Here is a 23,784-nt window from a genome sequence, read left to right as displayed (position 1 = left end):
CCTGCAACAGCGGGTCCATCAGCCCATAGGCGCGCTCGCTGGTTCCCATCACCAGCCCCAGCGGCAGGGCCAGCCCGGCCCCGACGGCAAATCCCAGCACGACGCGGTAGAGGCTGGACCAGGCGTCGGTCAGCATCTCGCCCGACAGCGCCCACAGGAACCAGCCCGATTGCGCCGGATCATAGGCTTCGGATGGCAGCAGATAGGCCCACCAGCGCACCACCACCGCCACCGGGGAGGGCAGCACCACCGGGTTGATCAGGCCGGAGGAGGACAGCGCCTGCCAGAAGGCGACGAAGAGGAGCGGGACCACCGCGCCACGAAGAATGGTGAAGGGTGTCAATGGACGTGACGAGAGGTTGGCCATGGTCGCGGGTTCCGGATGTTCAGTTGACGTGGAGCGCGGCTTTGGCTTTGGCCAGAAGGTCAAGCTTGACCCACTCCTCGGCCTTGGGTGGCTTTTCCATCCGACCGACACCGTATTTCTGCATCAGATCCGTGGTGATTTGGATGTGTTCCACCGTCAAATCATACGTGAATTCCGAATTGCCGATGGCGTCCTGGTAATCCTGTTTGGTGATTTGCCCCTTGAATATCTTGTCAACGACATAGGCTTGCGCCAGATCGGGATTGGCGATGAAGGTTGCGGTTGCCTCGACGAAGCATCGCAGCACCCGCTCCGCCACGTCGGGCCTGGTCTTGTAGAGGCTTTCGGTGAGCACCAGGGTTCGCACCGGCGAACCGAGTTCGGTGTCGTAGGGCTTGATCACCTCGACACCGAACCCCTTGTTGATCGCCTGACTTGACTGCGGCTCGGACTGGGACATCGCGTCGATGCTGCCCGCCGCGATCGCCTGGTTGAGATCGGGAAAGGCCATGTAGATGATCTGCACGTCCTTTCCCGTCCGATCAGACCAGCTCAAGCCATGCTTGGCCAGTTCGGCCAGCAGCAACAACTCCTGCGCCCCACCACGGGCCACACCGACCTTCTTGCCCTTCAGGTCGGCGATGCTTTTGATCCCGGCGTCCGGGCGGGCGACGATGCGGGCACCGCCTTTTGCGAACCCGGCCACCGCATAGATTGGCACGCCCGAAGCGCGACCGGCCACGGCGGCGTCCGCCCCGCTCGCCGCCATGTCGATCTCGCCCGCGACAATGGCCGGCAGGATGTCGATGCCCTTTGCGAACAGGCGTTCGTCGATCCGCAGGTCATATTTCGGGGCAATTTCCTTCATGTAGGCGATGGCCCCGAAATGCGCGAATTTGAGATTGCCCAAGCGGACCAAATCCGCCGCCGCCACGGGGGATGACGTGACAACCGCCGCTGCGACAGCAACGGTCAACAGTCTGTTTTTGACCATGATTCTCTCCCTGTAACTCGGAAATGCTTCTTCATGCCGCCCGGTTCGGGCGGTTGATGCGATGATGCGGTTGCTGTTGGAGCGTCGTTCGTCCGCTACACAGGGGCCGAGGTGGCCGCAAGGCAGGCGGTCGACCCGTTGATGCGCGCGGGCATGGACGTGTCGGAAACCGGTGGCGTCGCCGGGTGGATGGCACCAGGGGTGGCGCGGAACAGCAGTTCAGGTCCCAGCTCGCCACAGCCGCTGACGCCGAGCAGCGCCATGTCGCGATCAACCTCCTCGCGCAGCAGGCGGATGGCGTGCTCCACACCCGCCTGGCCACCGATGGCCGCCGCATAGGCGAAGGGACGACCGACAAAGACGAACGTTGCCCCCAGCGCCAACGCCTTGACGACATCGGTGCCTCGGCGGATGCCACCATCCATCATGACGGGATACGCGCCGAGCGCTGACACGATGTCCGGCAAGACCCGCAGCGGCGACAGCGCGCCATCCAGCTGTCGCCCCCCATGGTTGGAGACGATGACGCCATCGGCACCATGCTCGCGCGCCATCCGCGCGTCGGCGACGTTCAGCACGCCCTTGAGAATCAACTCCCCTTTCCAGCGGCGGCGAATCTGATCGACGTGCCGCCAGTTCAGGTGATCGCGTCCTGTGAAGTCGCGCAACACATTGGGTGACAGCACCGGCGCGCCACGCTCCGCAAAGGAATTCTCAAAATGCGGCATGCCATGGCGCACCAGCGTGTGCAGAAAGGTGCCGAGGAGCCAGCGCGGATGCGTGACCCCATCCCAGGCCAACCGCAGGCTGGGGCGCAGCGGTGTTGAGAAGCCGTTGCGAATGTTGTTCTCGCGGTTGCCATAGACCGGGATATCGACGGTCAGCACCAGCGTGCGGACCCCGGCGGCGCCAACCCGGTCGAGCAGGGCGTCGATCCGTTCCGCGTTGCCGGGCAGGTAGGCCTGGAACCAGGTTTCCGGAGCCGCCCTGATGACATCCTCAAGCGGGATCAGGGAAGAGCCGCTGAGGATCATCGGGACGTTGGTGGCGCGGGCGGCGCAGGCCATGGCGATGTCACCGCGATAGGCCGACAGCGCCGACAATCCCATGGGCGCGATCCCGAAAGGGCTGTCATAGGTCCGGCCAAACAGCGTGACCGATTGGCTGCGCTGCGACACATCAACCAGGACGCGGGGAACCAGACCGTGTTCGGCAAAGGCCGCCCGGTTGTCGCGAAGCGACTGGTTGTCCTCCACACCGCCGGAGACATAGCCGAAAATCGTGCGGGGGAGCAGGCGTTTCGCGGCGATTTCAAAATCGTTCAAGGCCAGCATGCGCGTGTGCGATCTGCCGGTCCGGGGGGCTGCGTCGGGCATGGGTGGGATACCATGAATGGGTCGATGCGCCCATTATTGGCGGTTCCAATTTTTCGGTATAGCGAATTTACTTCGGCTCATATGTTCGCTTAAATCGAACATTGGGGCGACGGTGGACCATGCAGGGGAGGTTGGGAAGACGATGACGTTGAAACAGCTCGAAGCGTTCTATTGGGCGGCCACCTGCACCAGCTTTGCGATGGCGGCGCGCAAGGTGCACCTCTCGGTGTCGTCGCTGTCCAAACGCATTGCAGAGCTTGAGGCGTCGTTGGGCCAGGAGTTGTTCGACCGCAGCCGGAACCGTGCGGTCCTGACCGATGCCGGAACCGTTCTGGTCCCCAGGGCGCGGGAATTGCTCACCGCAGCGGAGAAGCTCAGGAGCGATATGCGCCAAGCCCTGGATCTGGAGGGAACCTGCCGGATCGGTGTCGGCGAACTGACCGCCCTGACCTGGCTTCCACATCTGGTGCGCAGCATCAAGACGCATCACCCCCGGCTGACGGTCGAGCTGTTCATCGGGATCGGCCAATTGCTGGAGCAGCGGCTGGTGGATGGGGAGTTGGATTTCGCCGTGGTTGCGGGGCGCTCTTCCAACAGCGCGATTTCCTCGCGCTGGATCGGCGAGGCGGGGTTCACATGGTACGCGGCGACGGAGGCCGCGCCGGATGTCCAGGAGGTGGACCAGCGCCTGTTTGAAACGATGCCGCTGGTCTGTCTTCCCGCAGGGTCGGGAGCGACCCGTTTGCTGCACGACTGGCTGCGCGAACGCGGTGTTGTGCCTGGTGAGCGGATCGTCTGCAACCATTGGGAGGCGGTTGCCGGACTGATCCGTGAAGGGCTTGGCTTTGGGTTGCTGCCGCGCGGCTGGGCTGACGGCTTTGTCGGTTCGCAACGGTTGCGGCGGCTGCGCAGTGAACCCGAATTGTCGAGCCTGGCCTATTTCTTTCACTGGCGCAGCGACGACTACCGCGCCATTCTTGACGCGATGCGGGAACTGGTGCAGGCGGAGGTCCGGTTCGAGCGGCCGTCAACGGACGAGCGTGTGGCCAAGCGCTGACGCAAAGAGACGGCGGGCGCCAAAGCCACGCCCACCGCCAGACTTTGCCAGGAACCGAGGGAACGACGCGGACGTAGGCGCGCGATCAGAAGGTCAGAGCGGAGCGGATCATGACGACTGACCCTTTGTCGTTGCGATCCAGCGTGCGTGTTGTCTGGTCAGACACCGCTTTGTAGTAGTTGTATTGGGCACCGGCCCGCAGGCCCGGGGCGATCTGGTACATGAAGCCCACGTCATACAGATCCAGTTTCCGGCTGCCCGCCACGGCGAGGCTGCCCGCATCGACGCCGCGCTGATACCCGAAGCCAACCGTCCATGGGGCCGCGCTGTATTGCGCGGCGGCGTGCCAGACACTGCCATTGGCACGGCGCGCTGCCGACGCCTTTGACTGGCCGCTCTCCCCGGAACTCAGATAGCCACCGCCAACCGACCAGGGGCCATAGCCAACCTGACCACCCATTTCCCAAACGCGCAGGGGTTTGAAGCCGGCCGGGTTGGTGCTGCTGTCGGCTGGCCGCCCGAACGCCATGTGGGCGTTGGCCTTCACATACCAGTTGTCCCACTTGCCATCATAGATCAGCGCGGATTCCACGATGTCCATGAAGACACGCTGCGCGGCGGTGGGGCCTGCGTCCACCGTTTTGACGCGGTTCACGTCGGTGTTGGAACTGTCGGAACGCGGGGTGTAGGTGAAGGCGGCCTGGACCCCGGAGAAGCTGGGGGAATAGTAGGTCAGTTTGGTCGTGGTGCCGTTGGGCGACGGGTAGCGTGCCGTCAAGGTGTTGAAGGTCAGCGCCGATGCCGTGTCCGCCCCCCGCACCACGTTGCCGGTCACGGTTTGCGCAGAAATGAAGCTGATGGCGTCGTCGGTCAGCGTCAGAAGCTGATAGTCGAGCGGTGCCTGATAGTAGAGCAGCGTTGCGCCCCCCAAACCACTGTTCAAGCCCGCCTGGATCGTGCCGAACGATCCGTTGGCAAACAAAAAGGCTCGATCGTTGTCGATGGTTCGATCCGCTGCGGCCGCACGGATGCGCAACCGCGCCCCGTATTCAAGACCGTTGTCGGCTTTGGCGATCGGTTGGAAGACCAAACGGAACCGGTTGGTCATTTCCGTTGCGCGCAGACCGGAATCCTTATCCGAAGAGACAAAGGCGAATTCGCTGTACACATCGCCGCTGATCTTCAAGTCGAATTTCTGAGCGCTGGCGCTGCCGCACTCCAGGCTGGCCGCAATGGCCACGCCGGTCGCGATTTTTCCCCATGATGCATGTTTCATGGTTTACCATCTCCTTAATTTTTTGTGTTGGGACAGCGGCGACGATCCCAATCCAGGGAAATTGCCAAAATAATGTTTTGTTGCGGTGACTGATGCGCGCTTAGGACGAGTTTTGTTTGAGCAATACTTAGGAATGCAGGAATTTCATCCTGATCATTTCTGATTTCAGAGATCAATTTTTGTAATGATGATCAGACTGTTTGAGGTTTTCTCTCATCGTCTTGATCGCCCTGATACGGGGAGCAGGTCCCCCTGTCAACAAAACAAACCAACGGTTTATCAGTCGAACCGATCTTGGTGGGGATTCCGCCGACCGCCGTGGCGATCCATCGTCAATCCAGACTGTGGCGGGGTGGCACCAGTGATCGGACCATGATGCGTCGCCGCCGCCAAAGCCACAGGCCGCAAGCGGTGGACACCCCGGCACCAACCATGATCGGCCATGTCAATTCCGTGTGTTCGGCCACGAGTCCGGCGACGAGGGCACCCAAGGCCGGGCCGCCGCGATAGATCAGGCCATACAGGCTGAGAACCCGGCCGCGCACGTTGGGTTCGACCGAAAGCTGGATCAAGGTCTGGGTGCCAATGCTGCTCACCACCATCGCAGCGCCCGCCACAACCAGCGTGCAGAGCGCAACCACAAGGCGGTCCGCCAGCGCGAACAGAATGATGGAAATCCCCATCACCGTGGTTCCGGCAAAGACGAGGTCGATCAACCCCTCGGGCCTCGCCCGCCCGGCCATCCAGATCCCCCCCGCGACCGCACCGACACCAACCGCTGCGGTCATCATGGCCAACCCGGTTGCTCCCGCGTGGAACACGCGATCGGCAAAACCGGGCAGCAATTCAGCCACTGGGCGGGCGGCGATGCAGCCGACCATCAGCAAATGGAACAGCGGCCCCATCCCCGGATGGCGAGCGGCGTAGAGGATGCCTTCGCCGATTTCGGCCAGGATCCGGGGGGATCGCGGCAAGGAGGGTGGTTGTGGCGGCAACCGGAACCGCGCCAGGATGGCAAGATAGACGACAAAGCTGGTGGCGTTGATGGCAAAGGCTGGTGCCACATCGCTGACCACGATGATGATCCCGGCCAGGGCCGGCCCAAGGAAGCGGGCGATGTTGAACACGGTGGCGTTAATGGCCACCGCCGCAGCCATCGTGTCGCGGTCCACCAGACGGGAAATCAACGCCAGGCGCGCGGGTTGGTTCAAGGCGTTGAAGACACCGCCGATGGCGGTCAGCACAAACAGCGACACGGGGGTGATGCCATCGGCGACGGTCAGCAGGAACAGCGCAACGGATTGCACCAGCATCAACACCTGACTTGTCTTCAACAACCGCAAACGATCGAGCCGGTCGGCCAGAACCCCGCCGAAGGGGCCGACCAGAACCGTGGGGAACAGATCCGCAAAAGCGATGGCACCCAGCCACCCTTCGGATTGGGTCATCCGCCACATCAGCCAGCCCACGGCGATCCGTTGCACCCAGGTGCCGACCAGCGACACCCCGTTCCCCAGGGTGTAGAGGGCATAGTTCCGGTTCCGGAACGCGCGGCGCACCGGGTTGCTGGGCGGTGCCATCATGTCTCCTGCGGAGGGTGGCAGCGAGGGCGCGCTGGTCATGACAAAGCACGCCCCGCCCTGTGCGGCGGGGCGTGAAGGTCAGGAGGGAGCCGAGAAGAGCGCGATCAGATTTTGCGAATGCCCATCGCCAGAGTGTATTGGTCGTTTCTGGTGCGGTACCCGACGGTCTTGCGGGCGGCCAACTGCACGACCTCGTGATAGAGCGGCATGATGGCGCAGTCGTTGAACACCATCTCACTGGCTTCGGCGAGCAGACGGTTGCGGGTGTCGTCGTTCATGGTCTGGGTTGCGACCTGCAGCTTTTTGTCGAGGTCCGGGTTTGAGTAGCGCCCCCCGTTGCTGGAACCGTTCCCACGCTCCTTGTCGTATGTGGCGTTGAGCGCGATCAGCGGGTTGGAGGTTTCGCCGGTGTTCACCCCCCAGGACATGAGGTTGAGGGTGAACTCGTTGCTGTTGCTCTTGCCCGAATAGACCGACCAGGGCATCACCTCGACCTTGGTTTGCACGCCGATCCGGCTCAACATTTGGGCCACGGCCTGCACCACCTTGGCGTCGTTGATGTAACGGTCGTTGGGGCCATGGATCACCAGGCGGAAGCCGTTCGGGTAGCCCGCTTCGGCCAACAGCTTCTTTGCCCGTTCCGGGTCATAGGGAATGGGTTCCAGGGTGGCCGAGGTGCCGGGCGCGCCCTTTGGCAGATATTGCGTGGCCACCTCCGCGTTGCCGGACATGACCTGCGCCACGATGGCCTTGCGGTTGATTGCCAGACTCAGGGCCTGGCGGACCCGGAGATCCTTCATCGGGTTGCGGGGCAGCGGCTTGCCGTCCAGGTCGGTGGCGAAGGGCGTCACCTCGCGGGCGTGATCGAAGCCGAAATAGACGATGCGGCTCGACAGGCCGCGAATGATGTGGAACCGCTGGTCCTTGGCCACCCGCTCCACCGCTTCGAACGGAACCTCCTCGATGACATCGAGATCCCCCGACAACAGGCCGGCGGTGCGTGCGCCGTCGTCGCCGATCAGGCGGATCAGCACCTCTTTCCACTCCGGCTTTGGCCCCCAATAGCCCTCGTTGCGCGTCAGGATCAGATGGCTGCCCTGGCTGAACTCTTTCAGCAGATAGGGGCCGGTGCCGATCACGGCGCGCCCGGCGTTGTAGTTTGCGGTGGGGGCGTCCTTGTGCTGGGCGCTGATGATCCGGATGCGCCCCATCGCCACGGGCAGCAGGGGATCCGGGGCCTTGGTTTCGATGATGATCCGACCGGGATCCGGCGTGGTGATCGCCTTGATCGTCCGGGTGTAGGTCCGGTAGGAGGCCGGGCTTTGCAGGCTGTTGACGCGCTCCACCGACGCGATGACGTCCGCCGGGGTGAAGGGGGTGCCGTCTGAATAGGTCACGCCGGGGCGGAGGACGAACTCCCAATGCGTGTCATCCAGGGGGCGCCAGGAGGTTGCCAGACACGGGGTAGGGCGGGCGTTTTCGTCGTTGGTGACGAGCGCGTCGAACAGGTGCATGGCGATGGCGTTGTTCGGCGCGTTGCTTTGGAAATGCGGATCGAGCGTGGTCGGCGGTGTCGCCATGCCGATCCGCAACCGGTCGGTGTCCTGGGCAGCGGCCAGCCTTGGCCAGCCAAGCCCCGGCGCAACGGTCAACGCCCCCACCGCACCGGAAAACAGAGCGCGGCGCGTCAGGACCATCTTGTACATCCAAGCCTCCCAGCGGTTCAGGGTCTGCGAACGGGTGCCTCCCTGCCTGTGGGCTGGCCGTTCGTCGGGCGGTGGTTGTGCGCGTGTGCGGCTCAAGGCCCCGGCCTCATCGCGGTCGCAATCGCTTCCCCCGTCCTGTGGTGAGTGTGGGGAGGGCAGGGGCCTTCTGTCAACCAAGATGAACCATTGTTTCGTTAGACAAACCGATCGCGCGTCAATCTCAGAAGGAGCCGGGACGGACAACCGACGATGGCGGGCTTCCACCGATCACGGCGGTCAGCTCGCGTGCCGCTGCACAGACAAGATCAAGGGTGTGCTGGAGCCGCTCATTGTCCATCCGGGTGGCAGGGGCACCAACGACCAGAACACCGACAATTCGGCTGCCTTGCCCAAAGATCGGAGCGGCGGCGGAAATCAGCGCGGCTTCCATTTCACCCCGACTCACGCCGTAACCATCGTGGCGGATCTGGCTCAAGATGGCCTTCAGCGCGCCCTCATCCACCATCGTGCCATCGGTGAAGCGTTTGCGAGGCAGCGAGAGGATGTGAGCCTGTTCCGCCTCGGGCATGTAGGCCAGCAGAATCTTGCCCGAACCGGCGTACAGTGGGGTGCGCGAGCCAACCGGTGTTTGAACGCGCAAATCGCGGTCTGGCACCCAGTTGGCCACACAGACCGACTCCTGCCCATCCAGAACGCGCAGCTGGACGGTTTCCTGCAAAGCTTTGCCGAGCCGGTCCAGAAAGGGTTTGGCGCTTTGCACCAGATCGATCTGCGCCGACGCCTTGGCCCCCAGCAGCAGGGCGGCGTAGCCCAGCCGGTAGGTGCGGTGAGGCTCGCTGCAACTGACCAGCCCCCGATCCTCCAGGGTCTTGAGCTGGCGGTAGACCCGCGCCTTGCCGGCCCCGAGCTTTCGCGACAGATCCGAAAGGCCCAAATCCGGGTTGTCGGCGACCAGCATCAACAGGGAAATGGCGTTGTCCAACGCCTGGACCGTGTAGGCCCCTTGTTTGCCGGTGTCATCCTCCGACTCCTCGACAGTCTTTGCCATGGCTGATCATTCACTCCGGGATTTGGTTCGTCTAATGAACCGATGGTTTTTTATGGTTGACAGTAAAACGGACTTCCGTCAAGAAGAGCAGACCTAGCATGGACCTATCAACAGGTCAGTGACCAGCGCATCAAACCGTTTGTTGAATCGTTGAGCAAACGCACCGCTGCGGTCGCCATGAGCATGACCACGGTCTTGCTCGCGGGCAACGACGCGGGGGACGCCGCCGGTTGGGGATTGCCCAACCGCGTGTCACCCGACTCTTGCACAATGTCCATTGACCGCCGAAAGGCCTTTCAGCCGAGCAGGAACACGATGGCCGAGAGTCCCTCCCGATCCGCAGACGCTCCGCCCGCAACCCGGGCGCGCAACACCTACAATTTCGGCAAGACCGCGATCTTTGCCTGCGCCGCCGACCCGCGCGCCCAATATTGCCTGTATGTGCCCCCGAGTGTCGCCGATGGGCGGCGCGTGGATCTGCTGGTCGCCATGCACGGCACCGGGCGCACCTCCTTCCTGGAGTTTCGTGACGGCTTTGCCGAGTTTGGGCGCTGGCACGACTGCGCCGTGTTGTGTCCGCTCTTTCCCATCGGGATGGGTGGAACCTCTGACCGCAGCGGCTACAAATATCTGGTGGACGGCGACATCCGCTATGACCGGCTGGTCCTGGCGATGGTGGCGGAGACAGCCGCCACATACGGTCAGGATTGGTCGCGCTTTGCCCTGTTCGGGTTTTCGGGGGGTGGACAATTCGCCCATCGCTTCGCGATCCTTCATCCGGATCGGCTGTGGGCCGTGTCGATTGGCGCGCCGGGATCGGTGACGATGCTGGATCCGACAAAAGACTGGTGGGTTGGGATAAGGGACATCGGGGATCGCTTCGGTGTTGCCTTCGACGCGGCGGCCCTGGCGCGACTTCCGGTTCAGATGCTGGTCGGTGACGCCGACCTGGAAACTTGGGAAATCACCCACACGCCTGGCGGTCTCCATTGGATGGAGGGGGCGAACGACGCCGGACGCACCCGGCCGGATCGTCTGGCTGCGCTGAAGCGCTCCTTCGCGCAAGCTGGGGTGACGGTGCGGTTCGATCGGCTTCCGGGCGTCGCGCACGATCGTTTGCGGTTCCTGGACCGTGTGAAGGATTTCCTGTCCGATGCGATCGCCCAAAAGCGTGGCCATGGCCACAGACAAGAGGATGATGTGAAACAATCGGAAGACCATGGCGGATCGGAGGAGCGGCGGCACGCCGGAGCCGGGCCGCGTGCGTCGGCGGAGGTGGCCCGATGATTGGCTGGTTTGTCCGCCGACTCCTTCAGTCGGTGTTCGTGATCGTCGCGATGACCGTCATCGTCTTTGTCGGCGTCAATGTGATCGGTGATCCGGTGGCGATCTTGATCGCGCCGGACGCCGACCAGGCCGAACGTTTGCAGGTGGTGCAAAGCCTGGGGTTGGACCGGCCGCTGTGGGAGCAGTACGGGCGTTTCCTCTATGGCGCGCTGCAAGGTGACTTTGGCAAGAGCTTCGTGTTTGGGCAACCCGCGCTCCAGATCATTTTGGAACGGATGCCGGCGACCCTGGAGCTTGCCTTCTGCGCCGTGTTCCTGGCGGTGGTGATCGGCATTCCGCTTGGGCTGTACGCTGGGTTGCGTCCGCGCTCCATTCTGGCCAAGACGGTGATGGCCGGGTCGATCTTCGGGTTTTCGCTGCCCAGCTTTTGGGTCGGGCTGTTGCTCATCATGGTGTTCGGTGTGCAACTGGGCTGGCTGCCGTCGAGCGGTCGCGGAATGACGCGGGAGTTTCTGGGCATTCACTGGTCCTTCCTGACCCTTGATGGCTTGACGCATCTCATCCTGCCCGCCTGCAATCTGGCCCTGTTCAAGGTGTCTTTGGTGATGCGGCTGGTCCGCGCCGGGGTGCGCGAGGTCCTGCCGCAGGAGTATGTCAAGTTCGCCCGCGCCAAGGGGCTGACCGAACGGCGGGTGATCTTCGTTCATGTGTTGAAAAACATCATGATTCCGGTGGTGACGGTCATCGGCCTGGAATTCGGATCCACCATCGCGTTTTCGGTGGTCACGGAATCGATCTTCGCGTGGCCAGGGATGGGCAAGCTGATCATCGACAGCATCAATCTGCTCGATCGGCCGATGATCGTCGCCTACCTGATCCTGATCGTCTTCCTGTTCGTCACCATCAATCTGGTGGTGGATCTCCTGTACACCGTGCTCGACCCCCGGGTTCAGCACAACGGCGAGGGTTGAGCCATGAACCTGTCCGCTCCAACCGCCGACCAACCTGCGGCACCGGTCCAAAGGCTGGCACCGGTCGAAACACCAACGCAGCGCGTCATCCGGGAGTTCTCGCGATCCTGGCTCGCCATGTTCGGACTGGTCGTTCTGAGTCTGGTTGTTCTGGCCGCGCTGGCGGCGTCGCTGATCGCGCCGCAAAATCCGTACGATCTGATGCAGCTCGACATTCTCGACAGCCGCTTGCCACCCGGCTCCTCCGCCGCCAGCGGCATGACCTATTGGCTGGGCACGGATGAGCAGGGGCGCGACATGCTGTCGGGCATCCTGTACGGCCTGCGGATTTCGTTGGGGGTCGGGGTGGCCTCGGCGGTGACGGCGGCGCTGGTGGGGGCGAGTTTGGGGCTGATCGCCGCCTACGCCGGTGGCCGGACCGAAACGGCGATCATGCGCCTCGTCGATTTGCAACTGTCCTTTCCGTCGATCCTGGTCGCTCTGATGATCCTGGCCTTTCTGGGCAAGGGCGTCACGAATGTGGTGCTGGCGCTCATCATCGTGGAATGGGCCGCCTACGCCCGCACCGCCCGAGGCACGGCGCTGGTCGAGCGGCGCAAGGAGTACATCGAGGCGGCGGAATGTCTGGCGATCCCGCGCTGGCGGATCCTGTTCCGCCATCTGCTGCCCAACTGCCTGCCGCCCCTGATCGTCATCGTCACCGTCCAGATCGCGCGGGCGATCGCGCTGGAGGCAACCCTGTCCTTCCTGGGGTTGGGCGTTCCGGTGACGGAACCGTCGCTCGGCATGCTGATCGCCAACGGCTATCAATACATGCTGTCCGGCAAATTCTGGATGAGCTTCTACCCCGGCGTGGCCCTGCTCATCACCATCGTCGCCATCAATCTGGTCGGCGACCATCTTCGCGATGTCCTGAATCCGAGGAGCCACTCGTGAGCGTTCTTCTCGACGTGCGTGGTCTCAAGACCACCTTTCCGGTCGGTGCCGGGCAGATCAAGGCGGTCAACGACGTGTCGTTCACCCTGGGACGCGGCGAGGTGCTGGGTCTGGTCGGTGAATCGGGTTCGGGCAAGTCCGTCACCGGTTTCTCGATCATGGGGCTGTTGGAACCGCCCGGCCGGATCACCGGTGGCCAAATCCTGTTCGACGGCACCGACCTGACCAAGCTGGGCCAGGAGGAGATGCGGCGATTGCGCGGACGGCGCATCGCCATGATCTTCCAGGACCCGATGATGACGCTGAATCCGGTGCTGCGGATCGACACCCAGATGATCGAGGCGGTCACGGCCCATCGTCCGGTGTCCAAGGCGGAGGCCCGCGCCCTGGCGCGCGACGCGCTGGGGCAGGTGGGCATCCCAAGCCCGGAGGAGCGGTTGAACGCCTACCCGCACCAATTCTCCGGCGGGATGCGTCAGCGCGTTGCCATCGCGATCGCGTTGCTGAACAAGCCGGACCTGATCGTGGCGGACGAGCCGACGACCGCGCTCGACGTCACCATCCAGGCGCAGATCCTGGCGGAGGTGCAGAAGCTGACGGCGGAGCAGGGAACGGCGCTGATCTGGATCACGCACGATCTGTCGGTGGTGTCGCGATTGGCCGACCGCATCGCGGTGATGTACGCCGGACGGATCGTTGAATACGGCGATGTGGCCGAGGTTATCGGGAAACCCCACCATCACTACACCGCCGGTCTGATCGGGTCCGTGCCCAGCCGCAACCGGCGGGGCAGCCGGTTGGCCCAAATTCCGGGCATGACGCCGTCGTTGCTGACCTTGCCGGACGGCTGCGCCTTCCGCACCCGTTGCGCGCGGGCGGACGGGGATTGCGCCGTGATGCCGGAGCTGACGGGGCAGGGCGCGCATTGGCACCGCTGTGTCCATCCCAACACGCAGGTGCTGGCATGAACGGGCTGATGACAAGCAGGATCGGGGGCGCAATGGAGCCGGTGAAGCAGGGCGGGACGGATGTCATGTCCGACTGGGCAGGGCCGCCCGCGCCCATTGTCGAGGTGCAGGGGGTGTCGCGCCGTTTCGGGCGCAAGTTGGATTGGGTGGACCGGGGTCTGGTGTCGGTCGGGCTGGCCAAGCCGCCGTCCGTGGTGCGCGCCGTGGACGAGGTCGATCTTGTCATCCGCAAGGGCGAGGTGGTTGGTCTGGTCGGGGAATCGGGCTGCGGGAAATCGACCCTGGGCCGCATGGTGGCGGGCATCCTGCCGCCCACGGCTGGCAAGCTCTATTGGAACGGGCGCGACGTTGACACCCTGTCGGACGACGAACGGCGCACCGGCAAGCTGCGCACGCAGATGGTGTTCCAGAACCCGTTCGCGTCGATCAACCCCCGCTTGCCCGTAGCGGAAATCGTGGGCGAAGCGCCGCGAATCCACGGCATCGTCCGGGGGGACCGCGCGGCGCAGGCCGCCTATGTCGACGAACAGCTGTTGCGGGCGGGCCTCGATCCTTCCTTGAAGGGGCGCTACGCTCATCAGTTTTCCGGCGGGCAACGCCAACGCATCGGCATTGCCCGCGCGCTGGCGGTGCAACCCGACATGCTGGTGTGCGACGAAGCCGTCGCCGCGCTCGACGTGTCGATCCAGGCGCAGATCCTGAACCTGTTCATGGACCTGCGCGAACAGTTGAACCTGACCTATCTTTTCATCAGCCACGATCTGGGCGTGGTCGAGCATCTCTCCGACCGGGTTGCGATCATGTATCTCGGTCGCATCATCGAAGAAGCCCCGACGGAGGAGGTGTTCGCCCGCCCCAACCACCCCTACACCCAGGCCTTGTTGGCGGAGGTTCCCCGGATCGAGCTGACGCGGCGGTCCTTCTCGTCCATCAAGGGGGAACTGCCGTCGCCCTTGAACCCGCCCTCCGGTTGCCATTTCCACCCGCGCTGCCCGCACGCGGTCGCCCGCTGCACGGTGGAGCGGCCAAGGCTGAAAAGCGTTGCTCCTGGCCACACATCGGCCTGCCATCTGAACGACGTTGGTTGACCGTCGGGTCCGCAAAGGAGGTCATGATGCGCACACACGCCATGGACAGGACAAACGCGGCGGCGGCGAGCGGCCCGCCGCTGGCGGCGGTGTCCGGCGAGCGGATGATGGAGCTGCTGGGCCGGATGGCGCGCTGGACCAAGGTCGGCGGCACGGAAACGGAGCGTGAATGCTTCCGCGCCCTCAAGGATCACCTCGACGCGATGGGCGTTCCCGCCAGCTTGATCCACCACGACGCCTACATCAGCGTGCCGCTGTCGGCGCATCTGACCTGTGGGGGGGAGCGGTTCGCGGCGATCACCCATTCGATGGCGCGTTCCTCCGGGCCGGAGGGTTGCACCGGTGATCTGGTTGATCTCGGCAACGGTTCCGCCGCCGACTTTGCGCAGGCCGATCTGGCCGGGCGGGTGGTGCTGGTCGATGGCATCGCCGATCCGGGGGTGGCGCTGCGGGCCAGCCAGGCGGGGGCGGTCGGGGTCGTTCATGTCAGCCCCCACGGCCTGTGTCACGAGATGTGCGTGTCCCCGGTGTGGGGCAGCCCGTCGGCAACGACGATCGACGATCTGCCGACGGTGGTGGTCGTGACGGTGGCGGACGCGGTTGGGGCCGGGTTGCGCCGCCATCTGGCCGAAGGGCGCTGCACCGTCACGCTGCACGCGACGGTCGACACCGGTTGGCGCAAAACCCCGCTGCTGGTCGCCGATCTGCCGCCCACCGCCGGACCGGGGTCGCCGGATGGGGCCTTTGTGCTGGTCTCCTGCCATGTGGACACGTGGTTTGAAGGGGTGATGGACAATGGAACCGCCAACGTCGCGATGATCGAGGTGGTGCGGATCCTGGCCAGTGTGCGTGACCGGTGGCGGCGTGGCTTGCGGTTGTGCCTGTGGTCCGGTCACTCCCAGGGGCGCTATTCCGGCTCGGCCTGGTACGCCGATCAGAATTGGTTGGAGTTGGAGGCCCGCTGCGTCGCCCATGTCAATCTCGACAGTCCGGGGGCGGTTGGCGCGCTGAACCTCACCCGCACCGGGTCGGCGGGGGCGCTGTTCGATCTGGCGGCGGACGCGATCCGGGAGGAGACCGGGCAAACCCTGCTCGGGCGGCGCAAGGCCCGCTCCGCCGACGATTCCTTTCCCGGTCTGGGCATTCCATCCGTGTTCGGCAGCCTCAGCATGCAGGAACCCGGCGCGCTGAAGCTGCGCAACGAATTGGGATGGTGGTGGCACACCGAGCACGACCGCATCGACAAGATCGACCCGGTTCATCTGGTGCGCGACGCCCGTGTCGTCCTGCGCGTCGTCTGGGGATTGCTGTGTTGCGATCCGTTGCCGCTCGATTACCGGCGGCAGGTTGCCGATCTGGCGCAGGAGCTGGAATCCCTGTCCGACCGGCTGTCCTCGCGCTTCGATCTCCAGGATGCGGACGCCATGCTGCGGCGACTGCGTCAGCGCTTGGACCAACTGCACGCCGCCTCCGGGGGCGGAATCGATTCCGACACCATCAACCGTGGCATCGTGGCGGTCTGCCGCGCCTTGGTTCCGCTGGATTACACAACGGGCAACCGCTTTGCCCATGATCCGGCGCTGCCCTTGCCCGCGTGGCCGGTGCTGGAGCCGATCCGCAAGCTCGCCGCAACCCAGCCCAGGACCGACGCGGAGCGGTTCGCCAAGGTCGACGCCGTCCGATCCCGCAACCGGCTGGTGCACGGCCTGCGGCAAGCGGTTCTCGCCGTGGACGCGGCGCTTGGTGGGGCCGGAGAACGGTTCGGAGATTGACCCGCCCGAAGTCGGCGGCGTTTGAAACATTGAAGCATACGGCGGGGCCAACCCGAACACGGTTGGGGCCGCCCATGGAGACGTCATGCCCACCACACACACTCTGTTTGATTCCGTGTGCACGCCGGACGGCGCGGCTTCTTTCGATCGGTTTGCGGGTTTGCCCTCGCCGGAATGGCTGAGCGACACGATGCGGCGGTACCCGAATGTGATGATCCGCACGCGCGACGGCGTCCATCTGGCGACCGACATTTACGTTCCGGCCCACGGGGCGGGGCCATTTCCTGTGGTCCTGGAGCGCACACCCTACGGCAAACGCAAACCGTCCCGCTCCGAATTGAGCGTCGGCTCAGATGTGCCCTGCTCGCGCGAGGCGCTGGCGCACGCGTTCTGCGCGGCGGGATACATCATGGTGTACCAGGATTGCCGGGGGCGGCATGACTCGGAAGGGCGCTTCACCAAATATGTGGCGGAAGGGCCGGACGGCTACGACACCATCGCGTGGATCAACGACCAACCCTGGTGTTCGGGAAAGATTGGAACCATCGGCCTCTCCTACGCCGCGCACACGCAATTGGCCGCCGCCTGCCTGTCGCCGCCGGGGTTGGCTGGGATGATCCTCGATTCCGGCGGGTTCTCCAACGCGCACCGCTGCGGCATCCGCCAGGGTGGAGCCTTTGAACTCAAGCAGGCGACCTGGGCCTGGAACTATGCCCAGGACGGGCGCACCGACGACGACGACCGGGTGCGCGACGCGTTGGCGGCGGAGGACGTCAAGCTGTGGTTCAAGCGCATGCCCTGGTCAACCGGCAACTCGCCGCTGCGCTGGGATCCTGATTACGAGCGCTATCTGCTCGATCAATGGCAGCACGGTGTGTTTGACGAGTATTGGAAGAAGGTCGGTCTGTACGCCGCCGGTTATTACCACGACATCCCCGACATTCCGGTCGTGCTGATGTCGAGCTGGTACGATGTCTATGTGCCGTCAACCTTTGAAAATTACACCGGGTTGCGTGGCCGGTCGCACGAGCCGAGGGTGATCATGGGGCCGTGGACCCACGGCAACCGGACCAAGACCGTGTTCGGCGATGTCGACTTTGGCCCGCAGGCGACGTTTGACGGCAATGTGGCGGACAGTTGGACCGTCTTCCGCATTGCCTGTTTCGACCAGTGGCTGAAGGGTGAAGCGCCCGCGCGGGACGAACAGCCGGTGCGCCTCTTCCTGATGGGGGGCGGTTCCGGGCGGCAGACACCGCAAGGCCATCTGGACCATGGCGGCTGTTGGGTCGAGGCCCCGGAATGGCCGCTTCCGGCGGCGCGGACGACCGAATTCTACCTGCACCGGTCCGGGGCGCTGTCCACCGATCGACCGACCGAAACGGACGCCTGTCTGACCTATGATTTCGATCCGCGCGCCCCGGTGCCGACCATTGGCGGGGCGTTGACCAGCGGGCGTCCGGTTTTTGAGGGCGGGGCGCACGACCAGCGCGAAGACGCGCGGTTTTTCGGTTGCACGACGCCGGGGCTGCCGTTGTCGTCGCGCCAGGACGTGCTGATGTTCGAAACCGATCCGCTGACCGAGGCGGTGGCGGTGGTCGGGCCGATCGTGGTGGAATTGTGGGTGTCCTCCGACGCGCCGGACACCGATTTCACCGCCAAACTGATCGACGTCCATCCGCCATCCGACGATTACCCGACCGGTTTTGCGATGAATCTCAGCGACGGAATCCTTCGGTGCCGCTACCGCGACTCCTGGGAAACGCCCAGCCTGATGGAGCCGGGCGTGATCGTGCCCATCCGTGTGGAGCTGTTCGCCACCGCCAATCTGTTCAAGGCGGGACACCGCATTCGGCTGGACATCTCCTCCTCCAACTTTCCGAAATTCGATGTCAACCCGAACACCGGTGCACCGGAAGGGGTGGGCGGGGCGTTCAACGTGGCGCGCAACACGGTCCATCTGTCCGGCACACACAGTTCCAAACTCGTCCTGCCGCTGGTCGCGCCATCGGCGTTGACACCGGTCCTGTAAGGGAGGCTGCCAATCATGACCGTTGCCGAACAGATCGCGGCCTGGGCGGTGGGGGCCGCGTCCTTCAGCCCGCTGGCGGTTGCACGCGCCCGCGCGGCCATCACCGACACCTTTGGCTGCATCATCGCCGGGCGTGACGATCCGGCGACGCGCGCCGTGGCTCAGGCTTGCGCGATGACGGGCCAGCAGACCGGCGGTCCGGGTTGTGCGACCGTGTCGGGTCAGCGGGTGGGCGCGGGGATTGCCGCGCTGGTGAATGGAACGGCGGCGCACGCGCTGGATTTCGACGACAATTTCCACGGGGCCACGACCCACGCCTCGGCGGTGTTGGTCCCGGCTCTGCTGGCGGCCGCTCAGGCCCATGGCCGCAGCGGGGCGGAGGTGGTGGCGGCCTACATCATCGGTCTGGAGGCGCAGGCCTGGGTTGGTCGAGGGGTCAATCCATCCCACTACACCGCCGGATGGCATTCAACCTCCACGGTTGGCTGCATCGGCGCGGCGGCGGCCGTCGCCCGTCTGATCGGCTTGGATCAACCGTCCATCGCGGCGGCTATGACCATCGCCGTCAGCCTGTGCGGTGGGCCAAAGGGGCAGTTCGGCACGCCGGTCAAGCCGCTCCACGCCGGTTTGGCGGCGCGGAACGCCGTTGAGGCGGCATCGCTGGCCGCTGCCGGGATGGCGGGGCGTGCGGACATTCTGGAAGCGCCCGACGGTTTCCTTGGCCTGTGCGGTGGCGCACACCCGCGCGGATGGCCGGTTCCCGAAGGTGGGCCTGAAGATGGCGCACTCGCCATTGAGACCATCGGGCTGACGGCCAAACGGCACCCTTGCTGCGGTGCCACGCACCGGGCCATCGACGCTGTGCTTGACCTGCGCCGTCACCATGGGTTTGCGGCGGAGGATGTGGCGGCGATCCGCGTGCAGGTGACGCAGGCCCACGCCAACAACCTGTCATACGCTCGCCCGGTCAACGAGATGCAGGCGCGTTTTTCCATGCCCTACGCTCTGGCGTTGGCGCTTCGGCAGGACACGCTGCGGCTGACCGATTTCACGCAAACGGCGGTTGATCGCGCCGAGTTGCGTGCTTTGCTGCCGCTGACCGAGCTGTCGGTTTATGATCCGGCGGAAGAACGATCGGCCAGCGGGCGCTTGCCCCACCGCATCACGCTGGTGCTGAACAACGGCGGTCATTTTCTTGACATCCGTCAGACTGCGCGCGGTGACGCCAGCCTGCCGTTCAGCGATGTGGAGCGCTGGCGGAAATTCGCCGACTGCGCTGATTTCGGTGGTGTCTTGCCAGGACAGGCCGAGGCGCTGTTCGCGTGGCTGGAGGCGTTTGCCAACCACGACCGGCAGTCCATGGCCGACTTTGCCTTTCCAGGGCGCGCAGCCACAGCATAGACACCACCACACCAACCGTTTTGCACCAACGTCACCCCATGATTTTCCATGATCCATCAGGTTGGCGACAAGCCGTGCCATGGGCCTGTTCGGTGCGCCCGCCGACCACGATGGTCTGCTGAAACTCTCGGCAATAGGCCCCGCCATCGGCGTAGCCGTCGCGGATCGGCACGATGGTCCCCTGATTGCCCGATTGGGGGTTGTTCCAACGAATGGGCTGTCCGATGGGGGCGCTGTACGCGCGGGTTGCCGCCTGTTCGGCGTAAGTCTGATCGGCCTTGTCCAGGGAGGAACCGATCTCGCGCCCGACGAAGGCCCCCAACAACGTGCCGACCCCCACCGCCACCAGCTTGCCCGAACCGCCCCCGAAACGTGAGCCGATCAGACCGCCGGCCACCGCACCGCCAACGGTTCCAAGCCCCTCCTTTGATCCCATGGAACCGGTCTGGCAGCCGACCAGCGTCGTGGACAGCAGAAGCACCGCGACGGCGGCAAAACGGACCGGACGGGTATGAACACGCATGATTGTGATCTCTTTCTTTGCCAAAAGGCTTCCTGCGATCATAGCGCAAACGGAACCGCTTGTGCAGCCCTCCTTCCCTCTGCCGTTGCGCATGGCCCATCGACGAGACCGTTCGGAGCATCGCCAGCGCTAAGGGGCTGAACAAACCGGACCGGGAACTTCCTCCACGCCAACCGGCGGCGCGCACGGCAGCGAAGGCGCGTCAAGGATCCCGTCCAGGTCACTGCGCCTTTGCGCTGCCCGGTCATCGACCGTGTCAGAGCGGATCGCGTTAAGTCAGAATTGATTTAGAGCAGATCGTGTTAAATCGGAATCGATTTCACGCGTGAATCTGCTCGATCAATGAAAGCTTAGAGCGCCGTGCAGAGCCACATTTCAGGCCCGGCGCTCCAAACCGTGCTCATAGCGGCCTGGTTCACGAACAATGGCCAACGACAATCCCGGCGTGGCTCAGCGCATGGTCGAGCGCCTGTGACAGGTCGGCCAGCAGATCGGCGGGTGTTTCCAGCCCGATGGACAGGCGGACCAGACCGTCGGAAATGCCGTACATCGCGCGTTCTTCCGGGCTGTAGGTGGAGTGGGTCATGCTGGCCGGGTGCTGGACCAGCGTTTCGGCATCGCCCAGGCTGACCGCGCGGGTGACAAGCCGCAGCGCGTCCATGAAGCGCAAACCGCCGCTGTAGCCGTCGTGCAGCTCAAAAGCGATCATCCCACCGAAATCGCTCATCTGCCGCTTGGCCACGGCGTGCTGCGGGTGGCTGGGCAGGCCGGGGAAATGGACGGTCTTGACCGCCGGGTGCGCGGCGATGAGGTCCGCCGCCAGACGGGCGGTGGCGCAATGACGCTCCATGCGCAGTTCCAGCGTCTTCAGCCCGCGCAAAATCAGGTTGGCGTCCGCCGCCGACAGCACGGCCCCGGTCATGTCCTTCAGCCCGACCATGCGGATGCGGCCCAGCAGCTCCACCCCACCGATCACCGCGCCCGCCGTCAGATCGCCATGGCCGCCCAGATATTTGGTGGCGGAATGCACGACCAGATCGGCCCCCAGCTCCAACGGCCGTTGCAGCAGCGGCGTGCAATAGGTGTTGTCGACCATCACCAGCGCGCCAACCCGGTGGGCGGCGACCGACACGGCGGCGATGTCCACCACCCGCATGTTCGGGTTGGCCGGGCTTTCGAAATAGACCACGCGGGTCTTGGCGGACAGCGCGGCGTCGAGCGCGGCACCGTCGGTCAGATCGACGTGGGTGACGGTCACGCCGAAGCGGGCCAGCCCATGGCGCAGAAAGGAGAAGGTGCAGCCGTACAGCGTCTTGTCGACGATCACCTCGTCGCCCGGTTGGACCAGCGTCCACAGGGCCGAGGTGATCGCCCCCATGCCGGAGGAGGTGACGAGCGCGGCCTCGCCCCCTTCCAGCACCGCCAGCCGGTTTTCCAGCAAATTCAGCGTCGGGTTGCCAAGGCGGGTGTAGATGTAGCCCTTGCCCTCTCCGGCGAAGCGCTGGCCACCGGTGGCGGCGTCGGGGAAGGCGAAGGTCGAGGTCATGTAGACCGGCGGGACCAGCGCGCCGTTGTGCTCCATCGGGTCATAGCCGTGATGGATGGCGCGGGTGGCGAAACCGGACTTCGGCGACGACGGCATGGGGCAACCTCGTGGTTCGGGGGCTGTGTTGCCCGTGTCATCGCAAGGGACAGGCCAATCATTATAAATCAACAGCTTGCATGAAATCATCCGTGAGTCTTGTAAGGAATTTCTTACACCCTTTGCCGGGCATCCACACCAACCCCGCTTTTCACAAGGAGGACGCGGGTGTAAGATTTTTCTGACACTGTAAGGAATTTCTGACGATGATGCTCGACATCCGTGGCGAAAACCGTGTGGGCATCACCAGCGACATTCTGGCGGTCATCGCCCGCGCCGGTTTCGACCTGCGGCGGCTGGAGGTGGAGACTGGCCATGTCTATGCCCATGTGCCGGGCCTGCGCGCGGCGGACTTGCCGGGCCTGCGCATGGGGTTGGAGTGGATCCCTGGCGTGCAGGCGGTGGCGGTGATCGACGCGCTGCCCGGCGACCGGCGGCGGGAGGCGCTGGAAACGCTGGTGGCGTCCTTCCCCGACCCGCTGCTCGTGGTGGCCGCCGACGGCGGCATCACGGCGGCCAACGCGGCGGCCCAGGCGATCCTTGGCCCGACGGCGGCGCTTCCCGCCGCCATCGCGTCCCGTTTGCGCGGCAAAGGCGGCAACAATGGTGGCGGCAGCGGCGACGGCACGCTGACCCTGACCGTCAACGGTCGGGCCTATCTGGTGGAGATGATGGCGACCGGGGCAATCGGCGGGACGGCCAAGGGCGACGGCGGCCCGGGCTGGCTGGTCATCTTCCGCGCCTCCCAACGCATCGGTCGGGAATTGGCGTTGGTCGGGCCGGGGGAAAGCGGCACGCTGGACCGCATCGTCGGGGACTCATCACTGATCGCCCAGGTCAAGGACCGCATCCGCCGCTTTGCCGAGGTGGACGCCCCGGTGTTGATCGGCGGCGAGACCGGGGTGGGCAAGGAGCTGGTGGCGCGCGCCATCCACGGGGCGGGGCCACGCCGCAGCGCCCCCTTTCTGGCGTTGAACTGCGCGGCGCTGCCGGAAAATCTGGTGGAAAGCGAGCTGTTCGGCTACGCCCCCGGTGCCTTCAGCGGGGCGACGCGCGACGGCAAGCTCGGGCTGCTGGAACTGGCCGACGGCGGCGTGCTGTTCCTCGACGAAATCGGCGAAATGTCGCCCTATGTCCAATCCAAGCTGTTGCGGTTCCTGGAGGATGGAGCGTTTCGCCGGGTCGGTGGCAAGCAGGAGCGGCGGGTGTCGGTGCGCATCCTGTCCGCCACCCATCGCGATCTGGCCCGCCTGTGCGGCGATGGCCGCTTCCGTGAGGATCTGCTCTACCGCCTGTCGGTGTTGCGGGTCGATGTTCCGGCCTTGCGCGAACGGCGGCAGGACATTCCCCGCCTGATCGACCGCTTCCTCAGCGGGGCGGCGGCGCAGATCGGTCGCCCAACGCCGCGCCTGACGGCGGACGCGCTGGAGCGGCTGACCAGCCACCCCTGGCCCGGCAACGTCCGGCAATTGCAGAATGTGGTGTTCCGCACCCTGACGCTGGCCGACGGCCCGGTGATCGGGCTGGAGCATCTGGATTTGAGCCGGGACGGCGGAGGCGATCCCAAAAGCGCGGGCGAGGACGACGTGTTGCCGCCGGATTGGCACACGGCGCAGCGCCGGTTCGAAGCCGACCTGCTGCGCCGCCTGTGGCCGCTCTACCCGTCCAGCCGCAAGCTGGCCGCCCGGCTGGGGGTGTCACACACCACCATCGCGCAAAAGCTGAAGGCGGCCGGGATCACACCGTAAACCACAGGCCAT

At 64.8% G+C, this 23,784-nt stretch carries 19 protein-coding genes; 10 read left to right on the top strand and 9 right to left on the bottom strand.

Annotated features, from left to right (window positions below):
* The 3 genes from EJ903_RS22475 to EJ903_RS22465 form a co-directional block, all read right to left on the bottom strand.
* Window positions 1–367 (bottom strand): ABC transporter permease (locus tag EJ903_RS22475; RefSeq protein ID WP_425455515.1); only part of this gene is annotated, 367 nt, incomplete at its 3' end.
* Between the two features lie 19 nt (window positions 368–386).
* On the bottom strand, window positions 387–1,361 hold the full coding sequence (locus EJ903_RS22470; protein WP_126619678.1) for an ABC transporter substrate-binding protein: 975 nt from the start codon (window positions 1,359–1,361) through the stop codon (window positions 387–389).
* A 95-nt stretch (window positions 1,362–1,456) separates the two neighbouring features.
* Window positions 1,457–2,695: an alpha-hydroxy acid oxidase gene (locus EJ903_RS22465; RefSeq protein ID WP_246015856.1), complete on the bottom strand. Its 1,239-nt coding sequence runs from the start codon at window positions 2,693–2,695 to the stop codon at window positions 1,457–1,459.
* Between the two features lie 184 nt (window positions 2,696–2,879).
* On the opposite strand from EJ903_RS22465, the gene EJ903_RS22460 reads away from it, so the two are divergent.
* Window positions 2,880–3,794 carry a LysR family transcriptional regulator gene (locus EJ903_RS22460; RefSeq protein ID WP_126619674.1) on the top strand — a complete coding sequence of 305 codons (915 nt, stop codon included), beginning with the start codon at window positions 2,880–2,882 and terminating at the stop codon, window positions 3,792–3,794.
* Between the two features lie 85 nt (window positions 3,795–3,879).
* Here EJ903_RS22460 and EJ903_RS22455 read toward each other — a convergent pair whose 3' ends face one another.
* The 4 genes from EJ903_RS22455 to EJ903_RS22440 all read right to left on the bottom strand — a co-directional run bounded on the left by EJ903_RS22455 (window position 3,880) and on the right by EJ903_RS22440 (window position 9,407).
* Window positions 3,880–5,070, bottom strand: a complete 1,191-nt coding sequence (locus EJ903_RS22455; RefSeq protein ID WP_126619672.1) for a porin — start codon at window positions 5,068–5,070, stop codon at window positions 3,880–3,882.
* Window positions 5,071–5,402: 332 nt separating this feature from the next.
* The gene (locus EJ903_RS22450) at window positions 5,403–6,692 is read right to left on the bottom strand and encodes an MFS transporter (RefSeq protein WP_126619670.1); all 1,290 of its coding nucleotides are present in this window, start codon (window positions 6,690–6,692) and stop codon (window positions 5,403–5,405) included.
* Between the two features lie 65 nt (window positions 6,693–6,757).
* Window positions 6,758–8,359, bottom strand: a complete 1,602-nt coding sequence (locus tag EJ903_RS22445; protein WP_126619668.1) for an ABC transporter substrate-binding protein — start codon at window positions 8,357–8,359, stop codon at window positions 6,758–6,760.
* A 220-nt stretch (window positions 8,360–8,579) separates the two neighbouring features.
* A complete protein-coding gene (locus tag EJ903_RS22440; protein ID WP_126619666.1) occupies window positions 8,580–9,407 on the bottom strand; it encodes an IclR family transcriptional regulator in 828 nt (275 codons plus the stop codon).
* A 315-nt stretch (window positions 9,408–9,722) separates the two neighbouring features.
* On the opposite strand from EJ903_RS22440, the gene EJ903_RS22435 reads away from it, so the two are divergent.
* The 8 genes from EJ903_RS22435 to EJ903_RS22400 all read left to right on the top strand — a co-directional run bounded on the left by EJ903_RS22435 (window position 9,723) and on the right by EJ903_RS22400 (window position 19,859).
* Complete coding sequence (locus EJ903_RS22435; protein ID WP_246015854.1) at window positions 9,723–10,694, top strand: alpha/beta hydrolase family protein; 972 nt, start codon at window positions 9,723–9,725, stop codon at window positions 10,692–10,694.
* Entirely contained in the window at window positions 10,691–11,665 is a 975-nt protein-coding gene (locus EJ903_RS22430; protein WP_126619664.1) for an ABC transporter permease, read from the top strand. The genes EJ903_RS22435 and EJ903_RS22430 overlap by 4 nt, the downstream gene beginning before the upstream one ends.
* A 3-nt stretch (window positions 11,666–11,668) precedes the next feature.
* Window positions 11,669–12,601 carry an ABC transporter permease gene (locus EJ903_RS27790; RefSeq protein WP_126619662.1) on the top strand — a complete coding sequence of 311 codons (933 nt, stop codon included), beginning with the start codon at window positions 11,669–11,671 and terminating at the stop codon, window positions 12,599–12,601.
* On the top strand, window positions 12,598–13,569 hold the full coding sequence (locus EJ903_RS22420) for an ABC transporter ATP-binding protein (RefSeq protein WP_246015852.1): 972 nt from the start codon (window positions 12,598–12,600) through the stop codon (window positions 13,567–13,569). The genes EJ903_RS27790 and EJ903_RS22420 overlap by 4 nt, the downstream gene beginning before the upstream one ends.
* A gap of 65 nt (window positions 13,570–13,634) precedes the next feature.
* Window positions 13,635–14,657, top strand: coding sequence for an ABC transporter ATP-binding protein (locus EJ903_RS22415; protein WP_126619659.1), 1,023 nt, complete (start codon window positions 13,635–13,637; stop codon window positions 14,655–14,657).
* Between the two features lie 23 nt (window positions 14,658–14,680).
* On the top strand, window positions 14,681–16,429 hold the full coding sequence (locus tag EJ903_RS22410) for a M28 family peptidase (RefSeq protein ID WP_246015851.1): 1,749 nt from the start codon (window positions 14,681–14,683) through the stop codon (window positions 16,427–16,429).
* A gap of 85 nt (window positions 16,430–16,514) precedes the next feature.
* Window positions 16,515–18,458, top strand: coding sequence for a CocE/NonD family hydrolase (locus EJ903_RS22405; protein WP_246015849.1), 1,944 nt, complete (start codon window positions 16,515–16,517; stop codon window positions 18,456–18,458).
* Window positions 18,459–18,473: 15 nt separating this feature from the next.
* Window positions 18,474–19,859 carry an MmgE/PrpD family protein gene (locus EJ903_RS22400; RefSeq protein ID WP_126619657.1) on the top strand — a complete coding sequence of 462 codons (1,386 nt, stop codon included), beginning with the start codon at window positions 18,474–18,476 and terminating at the stop codon, window positions 19,857–19,859.
* A 31-nt stretch (window positions 19,860–19,890) separates the two neighbouring features.
* Here the strand turns inward: EJ903_RS22400 and EJ903_RS22395 are convergent, their stop codons facing one another.
* Together EJ903_RS22395 and EJ903_RS22390 are read right to left on the bottom strand one after the other, a co-directional pair.
* Window positions 19,891–20,382, bottom strand: coding sequence for an RT0821/Lpp0805 family surface protein (locus EJ903_RS22395; RefSeq protein ID WP_126619655.1), 492 nt, complete (start codon window positions 20,380–20,382; stop codon window positions 19,891–19,893).
* A gap of 415 nt (window positions 20,383–20,797) precedes the next feature.
* Complete coding sequence (locus EJ903_RS22390) at window positions 20,798–22,024, bottom strand: methionine gamma-lyase (RefSeq protein ID WP_126619653.1); 1,227 nt, start codon at window positions 22,022–22,024, stop codon at window positions 20,798–20,800.
* Window positions 22,025–22,230: 206 nt separating this feature from the next.
* On the opposite strand from EJ903_RS22390, the gene EJ903_RS22385 reads away from it, so the two are divergent.
* Window positions 22,231–23,772, top strand: a complete 1,542-nt coding sequence (locus EJ903_RS22385; protein ID WP_126619651.1) for a sigma 54-interacting transcriptional regulator — start codon at window positions 22,231–22,233, stop codon at window positions 23,770–23,772.
* Window positions 23,773–23,784: the final 12 nt, after the last annotated feature.

It is taken from the genome of Azospirillum griseum (genome assembly GCF_003966125.1).
Taxonomy (GTDB): domain Bacteria; phylum Pseudomonadota; class Alphaproteobacteria; order Azospirillales; family Azospirillaceae; genus Azospirillum; species Azospirillum griseum.
The sequence above is the reverse complement of the archived record's forward strand: the minus strand, read 5'-3'. Positions and strand labels throughout refer to the sequence as shown.

Excerpts from the sequence above, each read along its gene's own strand:
- EJ903_RS22405 (WP_246015849.1), top strand. The coding sequence starts at position 16,515 with ATGCCCACCACACACACTCTGTTTGATTCCGTGTGCACGCCGGACGGC.
- EJ903_RS22450 (WP_126619670.1), bottom strand. The coding sequence starts at position 6,692 with ATGACCAGCGCGCCCTCGCTGCCACCCTCCGCAGGAGACATGATGGCA.
- EJ903_RS22445 (WP_126619668.1), bottom strand. The coding sequence starts at position 8,359 with ATGTACAAGATGGTCCTGACGCGCCGCGCTCTGTTTTCCGGTGCGGTG.
- EJ903_RS22455 (WP_126619672.1), bottom strand. The coding sequence starts at position 5,070 with ATGAAACATGCATCATGGGGAAAAATCGCGACCGGCGTGGCCATTGCG.
- EJ903_RS22390 (WP_126619653.1), bottom strand. The coding sequence starts at position 22,024 with ATGCCGTCGTCGCCGAAGTCCGGTTTCGCCACCCGCGCCATCCATCAC.
- EJ903_RS27790 (WP_126619662.1), top strand. The coding sequence starts at position 11,669 with ATGAACCTGTCCGCTCCAACCGCCGACCAACCTGCGGCACCGGTCCAA.
- EJ903_RS22460 (WP_126619674.1), top strand. The coding sequence starts at position 2,880 with ATGACGTTGAAACAGCTCGAAGCGTTCTATTGGGCGGCCACCTGCACC.
- EJ903_RS22430 (WP_126619664.1), top strand. The coding sequence starts at position 10,691 with ATGATTGGCTGGTTTGTCCGCCGACTCCTTCAGTCGGTGTTCGTGATC.
- EJ903_RS22465 (WP_246015856.1), bottom strand. The coding sequence starts at position 2,695 with ATGCTGGCCTTGAACGATTTTGAAATCGCCGCGAAACGCCTGCTCCCC.
- EJ903_RS22415 (WP_126619659.1), top strand. The coding sequence starts at position 13,635 with ATGTCCGACTGGGCAGGGCCGCCCGCGCCCATTGTCGAGGTGCAGGGG.
- EJ903_RS22385 (WP_126619651.1), top strand. The coding sequence starts at position 22,231 with ATGATGCTCGACATCCGTGGCGAAAACCGTGTGGGCATCACCAGCGAC.
- EJ903_RS22470 (WP_126619678.1), bottom strand. The coding sequence starts at position 1,361 with ATGGTCAAAAACAGACTGTTGACCGTTGCTGTCGCAGCGGCGGTTGTC.
- EJ903_RS22395 (WP_126619655.1), bottom strand. The coding sequence starts at position 20,382 with ATGCGTGTTCATACCCGTCCGGTCCGTTTTGCCGCCGTCGCGGTGCTT.
- EJ903_RS22400 (WP_126619657.1), top strand. The coding sequence starts at position 18,474 with ATGACCGTTGCCGAACAGATCGCGGCCTGGGCGGTGGGGGCCGCGTCC.
- EJ903_RS22440 (WP_126619666.1), bottom strand. The coding sequence starts at position 9,407 with ATGGCAAAGACTGTCGAGGAGTCGGAGGATGACACCGGCAAACAAGGG.
- EJ903_RS22435 (WP_246015854.1), top strand. The coding sequence starts at position 9,723 with ATGGCCGAGAGTCCCTCCCGATCCGCAGACGCTCCGCCCGCAACCCGG.
- EJ903_RS22410 (WP_246015851.1), top strand. The coding sequence starts at position 14,681 with ATGATGCGCACACACGCCATGGACAGGACAAACGCGGCGGCGGCGAGC.